Here is a 12526-nt window from a genome sequence, read left to right as displayed (position 1 = left end):
ATGACGGCGGGACCATCACGTCAGATCACGGCCAGCGCCGGCTGCGCCACGGCACAGTCATCCACGAGCTTGCCGTCGAAGAGCGATATCTGCCGACCAGCCTGTGCGGCCGAGCGTGGATCGTGCGTCACCATGACGATCGTGCTGCCGCGGCGATGCAGCGTGTCGAGCAGGTCCATGACCATCTGCGCGTTCTTCGAATCGAGATTGCCGGTCGGTTCGTCCGCCAGCAGCATCTTGGGTTGACCGACCAGCGCACGCGCAATGGCTACGCGCTGCTGCTGACCACCGGACAGGGCCGCCGGGTGGTGTTTGTGACGATGGCCCATTTCCACCTGTTCCAGCGCCTCGGTCACCATCGCATGACGTTGCTTCTTCGTGAGGTCGTCACGAAACGTCAGGGGAAGCTCGACGTTCTGGAACACGTTCATCTCGCCGATGAGGTTGAAGGCCTGGAAGATGAAACCGATCTCCTGATTGCGAACTTCGGCCCGCTTGGACTCGGGAAGCTGCGACACTTCCGTACCGTTGAGACGATACGACCCTTCGGTGAACGAGTTGAGCAGTCCGAGCACCGAGAGCAACGTGGACTTGCCACAGCCCGACGGTCCGGTGATCGATACGTATTCGCCCTGGTCGATGGTGAGGTGGATGTTGTTGAGCGCCCAGGTCTCCAGGTCTTCGGTGTAGAAGATTTTCTTGACCGCCTGCAACTCGATCAGGTGCTGCTTGCTCATGTCTCTCTCCTCGTCACCGGATGCGCTGAGTGGTCCGGTCGTTCCATGTGAGACCGCCGGCAGGCGGCCCGTTAGTTACTTGAGCAGGATCTTGTCCTGCCCCTGCCATTCGCCTGTTTCCGAGGTGATGATCCGGTCTCCCTCGGCAAGACCGCCCTTTACCTGCATCAGATCCATCGAGACCTTGCCGACCGCGATGGGAACGCGCGTGGCGTAGTGACCGCTCGTGTCGAGCTTGTAGACGGACACGGTGGCGTCGGGCTTCACATAGGAAGGCCTGCCCACGAAGGTAGCCTCGGGTATGCGAGTCAGGAAGATGGTGCCTTCCACCGGAAGCTGCGGACGCGCACCGGCGGGCAGCTTGCCGTCGAGCGTGACGTCCACGACCACGGTGCCATTGATGACCGACGGATCGACGCGCGTCACCGTGCCACCGACCACACCGTTTCGCGTGTCCACCGAAACCTTCTGGCCAGCAAGAACGTCGTTGGCTTCGCGTGCCGACACGCGCAACTCGGCATAAAGGTCGTCGGGACGCGCGATGCGTCCCACCGGCGACCCGGGCTGCAACTGCTGTCCGACGTCGATGTTCATCTCCTGCACCACGCCGTCGATGCCGGCCACGATGCGCAGGTTGGCCACCTGGTCGTTGGCACGCTCCATCGCCTTCTTCAGTTCGTCCGAACGCGCCTGGTCGGCATTGAGCTTTTCCTGCACGTTGATGCGCACCGCGGCGGTGCGCCGCGTTTCCATGTCCACCTGCTCGCGGCCCTGCGCTGCCGTCAGCACCGTGGCATCGTGCTCCACGCGCGGAATCACGCCGGGCATGAGGCTCTGCTCGGCATCAAGGCGGCGCTGCGCGCGCTCCAGCGCGAACTTCGCCTGCATGAGTGCCGCCTCCTGATTGATCATCATGGCGCGGAGATCCGCGCGCGATGCGTTCAGGGTATTGACCGAACCCTTCCAGGCCGACTCCGCTTCCGCGGCACTCGCGGTCAACTGCGGATTGCTCAACTCCGCCAGCAGATCGCCTGCCTTCACCGTGGCGCCCGGTCGCACGTACTTCTTCAGCACACGCGCGTTCACCTGCGAGGCGAGGTATTCCACGCTCCGCGGCACCAGTTGTCCGTTCGCGTGCACCTTCACTTCCATGAGCCCGCGCCGCACGGTGTCAACGGAAACCTTGTCGCGGTCGACACGCTGCGTGCTGAAATCGACGCTCGCCAATCCAACACCGCACGCGACCACCATGGCGACGGCCGCTACCACGATCACGGTGCGCTTGTTAAAGGTTCGCTTGGGCTGGGTTCTGATATGGTCCATGGGCCCTGCTACGCAACGATCATGCCAATGAAATAACCGAGGTTTCGCCTTGTGTTACGGCGCCTCGCCCCTGCGACGGTCGCGTGCCCGGGACCGCCGCGTCCCACTACCGGGAAGCGCTCAACGCATCGATCTGGCTCGCCAGATTTCGGATCGTCGCCTGCTCGAAGAGGGCCTTGACCGGCAGGTCCACGCCGAATCGATCGCGCACGGTGTAGATAAGTCGGGTCGCCAGCAGCGAATTGCCGCCCAGGTCGAAGAAATTGTCGTGCGCACCGATCGTGGCCGCACTCGCGACGAATCCGCGCTCCTTGAATACCGTGTCCCACAGTGCGATGAGGCCCCGCTCGGTCTCGGTCGCTGGCGGCTCGTAGGCCTGCCGTGTATCGATGCCGACCTCTACCGCCTGCAATGCGCGCCGATCCACCTTCCCGTTGGATGTCACCGGGATGGCAGCGAGGCTCACGAACGCCGCAGGCACCATGTACTCGGGCAACACCTCGAGCAGGTGTTTCCGCAGATCCATGGAATCGACGGTGACGAGGTCGCCAGGCATGGATTCGCGCATGCGATAGAAGGCGATGAGCTGCGTTTCGCCTGTCTGGCCACGGGGTATGACGGCACTCGCTGCCATGCCCGGATACGTATTGAGGCGCGCTTCGATTTCTCCCAGTTCGATACGTACGCCGCCGACCTTCACTTGGTGATCGATGCGACCGAGATACTGGATGTTGCCGTCGTCGAGCCAGCGCGCCAGATCACCCGTCCGATACAGCCGCGCCGACGGTTCGAACGGATGACGGATGAACCGTTCGGCGGTGAGGTCGGGACGCTTGAGATAACCGCGTGCCAGGTTGACCCCGCCGATGTGCAGCTCTCCGGGTACACCGGGCGGTTGCGGCTGACCATGCGCGTCAAGAATCAGGATCTGCGTATTGTCGATCGGACGACCGATCGGCACGAAGCTGTATTCCAGGTTCGTACAGTCGTAAGCGGTGACGTCGATGGCCGCCTCGGTCGGGCCGTAAAGGTTATGCAGGGCAGCGGCAGGGAACGTATCGCGATAGCGCCTGGCCGACTCGGCGTCCAGCGCTTCGCCGCTGCAGAACACGTAGCGCACGCTCGGGCAGGCCCCACCGGCGTGATCCAGGAATGTGTGCAACATGGACGGCACGAAGTGCAGAACCGTCACGCTCTGAGACACGACGAAACGACGCATGTAATGCGCATCCATGTGTCCGCCCGGCTGCACAAAGGCCAGTTGCGCGCCCATCATGGGGGTCCACAGCAGCTCCCATACGGATACATCGAAACAGTAGGGCGTCTTCTGCGCCACGACGTCCCCGGGACCGATGGGATACTGCTTCTGCATCCATTGCAGGCGATTCACCAGCGCGCGGTGCTCGACCAGCACACCCTTGGGCCGTCCGGTCGAACCCGACGTAAAGATCACGTAGGCCACGTCGCCCGCCGTCGCGATATCTTGAAGTTGCATGCCTTCCGAACGCCACCCCGTCACCTTCGCCTCGATGTCGGCCCATTCGGTGTCGAGCGCCACGACCTTCGCGCCGGATGCCTGAGGGAGGTTCGCCATGCGCTCGCGCTTGTCGGCCTGGGTCAGCACCACGACACTCGCCGAGTCCTCCAGCATGTAGCCGAGACGGTCGGTTGGATATTCCGGGTCCATGGGCATGTAAGCACCACCGGCACGCAGCACCGCAAGAATCGCCACTTCCATATCGATGGACCGATCCATACACAGGGCCACGATGCTGTCGCGCCCTACGCCGTGCTGCTGCAACCAGATCGCCAGCGTCTCGGTACGCGCGCCGAGCGTCGCGTAATCCATTATCTCGCCGCCATGGCGAACCGCGGGTGCCGACGGTCGTTCCCGCGTCTGCTGAACGAAGAAATCGTGAATGCAGCGCCCGTCGTCGAACGGCGCGTCTGTGTCGTTCCATGCACGCACCACGAGCTCGCGCTCGATTGGTGTGGCGAGCGCCAGTTGTGCAACCGTCCGATCCGGATCGACGCACGCCTGCTGCAGCAGGCCCATGAAACGATCCAGCACGCGAGAGACCACCGCATCGGGATGAAGCGTGGGGTCGGCCTGTAAGGTGACGCGCCAGGTGTCGTCCTCGCGAAACACTTCCAGCGCCCACTCGTAATCACCCTCGCCCTGCTGGCCGAACGCATCGAACGGTGCCATGCCGAAGCGCTGCCGATAATCCGCAAAGGTGGGATCGGAAAGACTGCTGAACTCGTGGTAGCCGAAATAGAGGCCAAACGGCACGCTGGCATCGGGGCGCGTACGGTCCACCATCAAGGGGAACGGGAAGGCAGAATGGTAGACGGCGTCCATGATGACCATCTGCAGCCGCCTGCTCAGCGCGGCGGTCGACTCTGCTCCATCCACGGTCGCCCTGATCGGCACGACGTTGAAATAGAAACCGATTTCGTCCCGATAGCTCGCATCCGGCCTGACCATCACGGGCATCAGGCACGTGATGTCGTCCTGCATGCTGTGCTTGTGCAGCAACGCGAGGTATACCGCGTGGAACCACGCGGTCGGCTGCACGCCCAACGTCCCACAGACGGCTTTGAGGCGGCCGGCTAGCCCGGCGTCGAGGGTACGCGCATGGATCGTCGATGGGCGATCGCCATCGAACGCCTCGGCGTGTTCGGGAAGCAGCCTGAAAATCGGACGTTCGACGGCGAGACGCTCGCGCCAGAACTCGCGACTTCGCGCGCCCTCGTTCGAAGCGAGCATCGTCTGTTCCCACGCTGCAAAGCGGCCCTGTGCGACGTCGCCGCCGATAGGTGCCTTGCTGCCTGACGCCAACGCGTCAACTGCTTCGAACAACCCGCGGAGCAGGATACCGACGGACTGCCCATCGAAAACGATATGGTGCACGGCGACGAACAGGCAGAAGTCGCCCCCTTCCAGCCGATGCAGACTGGCACGAACCAGCGGCTCGCGATCGATCTCGAAGCGCCGATGGGCGATCGCCCGAAGGCGCTCCACCAGCACCGGCTCGGCGACGGGATCAGGCACGATCGTCAAAGCGGGCAGTGCGGCACGTTCGACGCGATGGATCGGCTCCCCCTCGCGCTCCTCGATCCGCGCCATCAGAATCGGATACCGGTGAAGCACTTGCTCCCATGCTGCGGACAGCAGTGCAGGATCCAGATCGCCCCGTAGGCGCGTGCAGGCCGTGATGGCGTTGCTACGCGACGCATGCAGCGTATGCATCAGGTAGTGCGCGCGCTGCCCCGCGGATAGTGGAAAAACGTCCCGTTCTTCCACAGCGGATCCATCCGGCCGAGCACGTGCATCGAGCAGGCTCAGCAGCGCTCGCTTGTGCCGTGCCACCGCGCCGCGCACCTCCTCGGTCATGGCCTCTCGCGGTCCGCGAACCGCGAGTTTCTCCCCGTCGAGCCGGATCTCGATGCCCTTGGCAGCAAGATCGGCCAGCAGTGCCTTGATGTCGTCCATTGCCCACTTCCCTTGGCGTCGTAAGACCGGTTACTCGGCGACGATCGGCTGGCCGCCATAAATCGTCTGCAGGGACACGGTGTCGTACTTCGTCTTCGCGTAAAGCCGCGGAAGATCCTCGAAGGCGCCGTACACCGCGCGAGGCGCTTCGTCGTTGAACAGGAAGTACGGAAGCCCCACGTCGATGTCCTGCATGAGGGTGACACGGACGTCATCCTGGTCGATCGGATCGAGCGTCCAAACCGCATGCATATGGGTCAACCGATAGCAGCAATCGCTCTTGGGCGCCGCATCGGGAGCAGCCGTGAACTCGACCGTGATCGGCTGACCGGGAGCAGCCTGCGTGAACTGCGTATTGAGCAGGAACTCGCGCGGCGAGAAAGGCTCCGGAAATTTCTCTTTCCACAACTGAACGTAGTTTCTTGCCTGCGGATCCCAGTGCTTGACTGCCAACGATTCGTAGCAATCGGGAATCCAGTCGTGGCAATTCTCGAGGCTCCCATCGAGGTGCGCTGCGGCGGCGCGGTCCAGGGTGCTCTTGACGACACGCACCGCCTTGATCTTTAGCAACGACTGCCCGGGCGTCTTGATGGTGTAAACCTGGATACCCTGTTTGTCGATGACCAGCTTGGGTGTGTCGTCGCCCGAGTATTTCCACGCCAGGTGGGCGCATGCCGCGCCCACGAACAGCACGCCCACGAGAATCAACAGTCCCTTCCCGATACGCCGGGCAAGATTCCTACGCTTCTGCATTGTCACTCCCCTTGAAGAGAAGCCCCGACCATGCATCGGGGCTCCGAATCCCTATGTGCGTCGTGCTCCCCCGTGATCACTCGTAACGAAGCGCATCCCCGGGTTCCATCACGACGGCGCGTCGCGCCGGCAGGTACGACGAGCCAAAGATCACCGCCACCATCACGATCAGAACGGCTAACGTCACCATCACCACGCCATCCAGTGCATTCGGTACCACGCTCGTCATGCCGGTGGTCATCACGATGCCAAGCACGCCGCCGATCAGGCCCACGATCAGATACCACATGGCCTGCCGCATGAAGCCACGGATAATCCGGCCGCTGGTGCTGCCCAGCGCGCGCATGATCCCGATCTCCTGCGTGCGCTGCGCCACGGATCGACTGATGAGCCCAAACAGACCGCTTGCGGCCAGAATCACGGTGATCAGAGCAATGCCGGTAAAACCAGGCACCATGGATTTGTACGAGTTGATGGCGACGAGATATTCGTCGAGGCGCTGCAGGTTGTGCAGCGGCACGTCCGGGTCGACTTCGAACGCCGCCGTCCGCAGCTGCTCACGCGTATCGCTGCGCGGTGCAGGCACCTTCACCAGCAACTGGAACGCGGTGGGCGTCGCCTGCTTCAGCGGGCGGTAGATCACCCCGGGTACGTCGCTGTACGGCCCCGATACCGCCGACGCGATACCGACGATGGTCAACCAGGGACCGTTGTTCTCGGGGTCGAGCTGGACACGCTGACCGAGCGGACTGCGGTTCGGCCAATACTGAGCCGCCGTGCGCTCGTCCACGATCGCGACCTGCTGATTGGTCGCTACGTCGGTAGCGTCGAAGCCTCGTCCACTGCGGATCGAAATACCCAACACGTCGAAATAGTTGCTCGAGACGGTCGTGAACGGAAGCTCCAGCTTGTTCTTGCTGTCTGCCGCACCGACGCGGTCTTCGATGTCCGCGCGCTGCATGGACGGAGCGGTCGGGCTGGCCGTCATGTACGCCACTTCGGCACCGGGGACACGCTGACGGATCGAAGCGTCCAGCTGATCCCAGTAGCGCAGCCGATCGTCAGGCGTGGCGTAGCGAGATCCCAGCGTAGAGGCATAGGTGGAAAGGAATCGATCCGCTTCGGCAACGCCGACCGGTCGGCGCAATTCGCTGCTGACCGCCGTGGCGATGTTGGCGCAGATCACCAGCAGAACCGAGGACACGAGAACCTGCACGCCAACCAGAATCGACGTCGTCCGCTGACTGCCCTTGGCAGCCGTACCCTTGCCGGTACCGGCGAGCGTAGTCGCGGGGTCGAGACGCGAGATTCGCCAGGCGGGAATGAGCGTACTCAGCAGCCATAGCACCGCTGCGGCCACGATGGCCACAACGAAGTCCAATGGCCGCACCAGCAGTTCGTTCGGGTCGCGGCCAGATGCCTGCAATCGCGACGTGAAATCGAGCAGCCCGTGGGCCCATTTGACTGCCAGTACGGCAAGCACCGCACCCACTACCAGCCCGAAGGCGATCACAAAGAACGATTGCAGCAGGCACTGCCGGAGCACGCGCCAACGCGTGGACCCCAGCGCGGTGCGCAACGCAAGTTCTCGGCTACGCTCCATCAGCATGGCGAAGAAGATCATGCTGATGTTCAGACCACCCAGCAGAAGCACTGCCACGGCGATGAACGTCGCCATGGCAATGACCGGGATGTTGTCATGCGTGTACATGCGGTGCGCGGGAAATACCGATACCCGCCGCTTGGCGCCGTATGCCTGAGGATAATCGGCATTGATGGACGCGATGGCCTGCGACAGGTCCGCGTTGACGGCATCGACCGACGCACCCGCGGCCGGCACCGCCAGGATCGTAACCTTCGGCAGCGACGCGTCTGGCGCTGCAAGTACCGCTTTTTGCAGCGGGGTCCAGACTTCGAAATCCTGAAAGGCAAAGAAATCGGCGGGCATCACACCCGCCACAGGGACCATCTTGCCGTCCACACGGATGTTCTTGCCAACGATCTGCGGATCGCCGGAGAAATAGTTGCGCCACGTGTCGTAGCTCAGAATCACCGAGGTGGAGGCATCCGCCGCGCCATCGCGGTCGTCGAACAGCCTGCCGAGCATCGGCTTGCGCCCGAGCGCCGCAAGCAAAGACGGTTCGATAGCGGCACCACGCAGGCGCATGCTCGCTTCGCCCTCGCTCATGATGGGCGAACGCGGCGAGAAGGCGCCCAGATAATTGACCGATCTGGTGCGCTTGCGCAGTTCGTTATAGGTGAAGACGTCGGTACGCGGTCGCAGCGATGCCGACGGATTGTCCGCCATCTGTATGCTCAACCACTGCGATGAACCCTCGAACGGCAACGGCTTCAGGCCAATGTTGTAGTCGATCACGTAAACGAAGAGCGATAGCCCAACGCTCAGCGCGACCACGAGGATGCAGAGCAAGGAGTTGCCCGGTGTGCGGACGAACAATCGCCAGGCATGGGCCAGATCGAATCGGATGTTTTTCAGCACCGTGAAGCTCCCTTTGCACGAACGGTATGAGACGGCGCACCCGCGCCGGATGGCCATGCGAACACCCACAGGTGGCGAGGACGTACAGCAAGCTCCGTGCCATGCGCGAAAGCGCACCATGGCGCGCTCTGCGCAGTCACGCGAGCCCTCGGCCGTCCCGCTTTCGGGATCGCGTGTCTCGTTTCCGGTCGCATTGTCAGGCGACGTTCAACTCGTCGAGGTCGAAGTAGCCCTCATACCCTTCGAGGTACACCGCGGCACGATGGCCAAACAGCACCAGCGCCTGGGTGCGCGTCGTCAACGGCTCCTTCGACGTCTGGACCGAAACCACGCGCGTTCCGACGGGATAGCGTTGGTTCCACGCCTCCACCTTCGCGTTCGCGTCGCCTGTCCGCGGAGCGGCGTCTCCGTGGACGACTGGTGCGGGCGTCGGCGTCGGCGTCGGCGTCGGCGTCGGAGCCGATGCTGGCGCCGGTGGCGAGGACGAAGCCACTGCAGGCTTGGCAGGGACGCGGTTGGCGCGAAGCATCTTCGTCAGCACGTCGCCATGGCCGACTTCCTCGAAAGCCATGTCGCCATCCAAGCCCATGAGGTACGCCATGGCGTCAGCCCAGCGCACCGGGCTGGCGATCTGGCTGGCGAGGGTCGCCGCGACCGCACCTTGCTCGTACGGGCGTGCCGTCGTGTTGGCAATGACGGGGACGCGTGGATCGTCCAGCTTTACGGTGGCAAGAAACGCGGCGAACTCCTTCTGCGCTTCCGCCATGAACGGTGTGTGGAAGGCACCGCTCGTCTTCAACGGAAAGACCAGAACACGGCCCTTCTGCAGATGCGGTTGTGCTGCCGCCACCTGTTCACGGTCACCCGAGATGACGACCTGCACAGGCGTGTTGAAGTTCGCGAGGTAGACGCGATCGAGGCCGTGCTCGCGCAGCGTGGCCTCGATGGCCGCAGGATCCGCGTTGATGACGGCGGCCATGCCGCCACCGGAGGCTCGGCTCATCAGCTCGCCGCGCTTCTGCACCAGCCTTACACCCGTAGCGAAGTCGAACGCGCCTGCCGCATGCAGGGCATTGAACTCGCCGAGGCTGTGACCGGCGAAATAGTCGGGTTCGGGCTCGCAGGCCTTCTGCCGTGCCATGTACGACAACGCCCCGACCACGAACAAGGCTGGCTGCGTGAATTGCGTACTGTCGAGCTGGCCGCGCGGATCGTCCAGGCACAACTCGCGGATCGAATAGCCGAGGATGCCGTCAGCCGCCGCCACCTCGTCGGGAAAGGCGTCGAACAGCGCGGCGCCGCCCATGCCCTTGGCCTGGGAACCCTGGCCCGGGAACATGCATGTCTTCATTGGATTTCCCCTGCGAGTTCCGATCAGGCCGTGAGGCCCGCTTTACGGTCGGCCAGCAACTGGGCGAGTTCACCGATGTTGTTCGCCTTGATCGTTTCCGCCAGTGGCATGTCCATATCTATGGCCTCGAGCGTCATCATGACGATCTCTGATCGATCCATGGAATTTGCGCCCAGCTCGCGCAACGAGTCGGTTGGCGACAGTTCGCGACCTTCCAGAGAGGGCAGCACGTCGCGGGCGTGCTGGATGATGAGCTGCAAGATATCTTCTTGATTCACGGCACTATCCTCTGCGGGCGTCACACCCATTCGTATTCGCGGTGAAATTCCTTGATCTCCTTCAGGAACAGCGTCTCGCGGCCATGAACGCCGCGGGCCGTGGCCACGAAGGAGGGGTCGAGCGATGCGTTGCGCGTGCCGAACTTCACCAGGTGGCTGGTGGCCAGCAATTCGTCGTACTCGTCCATTTTCAGTGTATGGCGTCGACCGAGCTGGCTGCCGATACCCTGGGCACGCACCCGCTCCTGCCCTTCGCGGGTCACCACGCCACTGAAGAACTCGGAACAGCACCCGGAACCGTACGAGAAGCAGCCGATGCGGCGCGGCTCGTCGAAGTTGCCGTGCTCGATGGTGCTCGCGATCGCCATGAGCGTGCTCGCTCCCATGGTGTTGCCGACGCGCTGATTGAAGTGCAGGCTGGGTGACACGCGACGCTGGAAATCTTCCTCGATGTCCGCGGGCTTCGCCTTGGCAACCTTGCGCATGATGTTGCGATGAGCGCCCTTCACCATGCCGCCAAAGGGCGTGTGCATAGCGAGGTAGGTGAAGGTCTTCGCCAGGTCCGCACCTTCCACGCGCGACTGGTATTCCATGAAAGCCTTCTCGCAGCAGTCCAGGTACGAGAGCAGCGAAAGATCGGCGTCCCCCGCTTCCTTGTCCGGTGCCGGGCGGCAGGTGTCCATGACCTCATAGCCGTAGTAGCCGCTCGCGCCGACGTCGATGCGGAACACGTGCGGTTGGTCGCTCACGATGGCGGCTACCGCACCCGCGCCACTGCTCGGCTCGAAGAAAGACCAGTCGTCGGTCAGCCCTTCACCGCCCGCTTCCGTCATGAAACGGGAAATGTCGGTTGCGATAAGCAGCACCTTCGCACCGGGCGAAACGCTGGACAACACGAAGTTCGCTGCCGTCTGCAGGCCTGCGATGCCCGAATAGCACGCGTTCTTCAGTTCGAAGAGCCGGCAGTTGCGGTTCAGGCCAAGCAGCTTGTGAAAATAGGTACTCATCGACTTGCCGAAATCGAAAGCCGACTCGGTACACGTGATGACCACCTCGATCCGGTCCTTCTCTTCCGGCGTCATCGCATCGATGAGCGGACGCGCGGCGTTGACGCCGTAGGTGATGGGGTCTTCATACGGCAGCGCCACTGTCTTCTCCTTCATCAGGAGATTGGCGAACCGGGTCATGTCCAGTCCCCGATGACCCGCCAACGCTTCCACGTCGACGCACGCGGTGCCCGCGTAGACGTTCATTGCTTCGATACCAACCGCTCGCATGATTCCCCCGTTGCCTTACCGGCGACGCCACCGGCCATGCGGCCGGCTCCTGACGCACGCGCTTTAGTGAAACGTGAAGAGCTTCGCGCGACTCTGCCCCTTCCGCGTGCGGAAGGCGGCGAAGTCGTCCCTGTTGCTGAATTGCAGATAGATGTTTTCGCGCTGCACGGTCGCAAACGACTGGCCGGGGGCCAGTCCAAACGAGTGACCCGGATAGATGCGCGTCGTTTCGCCGATCTCCCGGCGGATGCGACCCAGACTGTCGTACATGCGCAGCGCAGCACCCACATCGGGGCAGATGCCGCAGCCCTCCGCAAACAATACGTCGCCGGTGAACAGATCATCGTCCACGCGGTAGCACATGCATCCGGGTGTGTGCCCAGGCGTAAGCATGGGGCGGATCGTCATCGAACCGACATGAAACGGCGTCTCGTCGATGGCGACGAGTCCGGGGGCATGGTAGCCGGACCAGGCGATCTCTTCCTTCGACATCCACAACGGACAGCCGAAGCGTTCGCCCAGCGACGCTGCGAGGTCGATGTGATCGGGATGCGAGTGGGTAAGCAGGATACCGGCAACGCGCGCTCCGGCGTCGACCACCGCGCCGACGACCACGTCCGCCTGCCAGGACGGATCGACAAGCACAGCCTGACGGGTCGCCACATCGACGACGACGTAGTTGTAGTTGGTCATGCTGCCACGCGTGGTACGAAGCACCACGACACGCGTCCGGCTGGTCGCGACAGGCGCCGCGACCGCACAGGGCGAGTCTCCGCTCATATCCATCCCCCCTTCGCCACGGCGCATGCCG

At 63.1% G+C, this 12526-nt stretch carries 9 protein-coding genes; all 9 read right to left on the bottom strand.

From position 1 onward, the window contains the following. Positions 1-20: 20 nt before the first annotated feature. The gene (locus IM816_RS06385) at positions 21-737 is read right to left on the bottom strand and encodes an ABC transporter ATP-binding protein (RefSeq protein WP_072324064.1); all 717 of its coding nucleotides are present in this window, start codon (positions 735-737) and stop codon (positions 21-23) included. A gap of 75 nt (positions 738-812) precedes the next feature. Then, positions 813-2060, bottom strand: a complete 1248-nt coding sequence (locus IM816_RS06380) for an efflux RND transporter periplasmic adaptor subunit (RefSeq protein WP_250340232.1) — start codon at positions 2058-2060, stop codon at positions 813-815. A 106-nt stretch (positions 2061-2166) separates the two neighbouring features. Then, positions 2167-5556, bottom strand: coding sequence for a non-ribosomal peptide synthetase (locus IM816_RS06375; protein WP_250340231.1), 3390 nt, complete (start codon positions 5554-5556; stop codon positions 2167-2169). A 30-nt stretch (positions 5557-5586) separates the two neighbouring features. Beyond that, entirely contained in the window at positions 5587-6309 is a 723-nt protein-coding gene (locus IM816_RS06370) for an SRPBCC family protein (RefSeq protein WP_250340230.1), read from the bottom strand. Positions 6310-6385: 76 nt separating this feature from the next. After that, on the bottom strand, positions 6386-8809 hold the full coding sequence (locus IM816_RS06365; protein ID WP_250340229.1) for an ABC transporter permease: 2424 nt from the start codon (positions 8807-8809) through the stop codon (positions 6386-6388). A gap of 196 nt (positions 8810-9005) precedes the next feature. Further along, positions 9006-10148, bottom strand: a complete 1143-nt coding sequence (gene fabD / locus IM816_RS06360) for an ACP S-malonyltransferase (protein ID WP_250340228.1) — start codon at positions 10146-10148, stop codon at positions 9006-9008. A gap of 35 nt (positions 10149-10183) precedes the next feature. Further along, a complete protein-coding gene (locus IM816_RS06355) occupies positions 10184-10438 on the bottom strand; it encodes an acyl carrier protein (protein WP_250340227.1) in 255 nt (84 codons plus the stop codon). Positions 10439-10458: 20 nt separating this feature from the next. Beyond that, complete coding sequence (locus IM816_RS06350; protein ID WP_072324073.1) at positions 10459-11715, bottom strand: hydroxymethylglutaryl-CoA synthase family protein; 1257 nt, start codon at positions 11713-11715, stop codon at positions 10459-10461. Between the two features lie 63 nt (positions 11716-11778). Then, positions 11779-12435 carry an MBL fold metallo-hydrolase gene (locus tag IM816_RS06345; RefSeq protein WP_218184781.1) on the bottom strand — a complete coding sequence of 219 codons (657 nt, stop codon included), beginning with the start codon at positions 12433-12435 and terminating at the stop codon, positions 11779-11781. Positions 12436-12526: the final 91 nt, after the last annotated feature.

Origin of the sequence: Luteibacter flocculans, from assembly GCF_023612255.1 — a bacterium.
GTDB lineage: Bacteria > Pseudomonadota > Gammaproteobacteria > Xanthomonadales > Rhodanobacteraceae > Luteibacter > Luteibacter flocculans.
The sequence above is the reverse complement of the archived record's forward strand: the minus strand, read 5'-3'. Positions and strand labels throughout refer to the sequence as shown.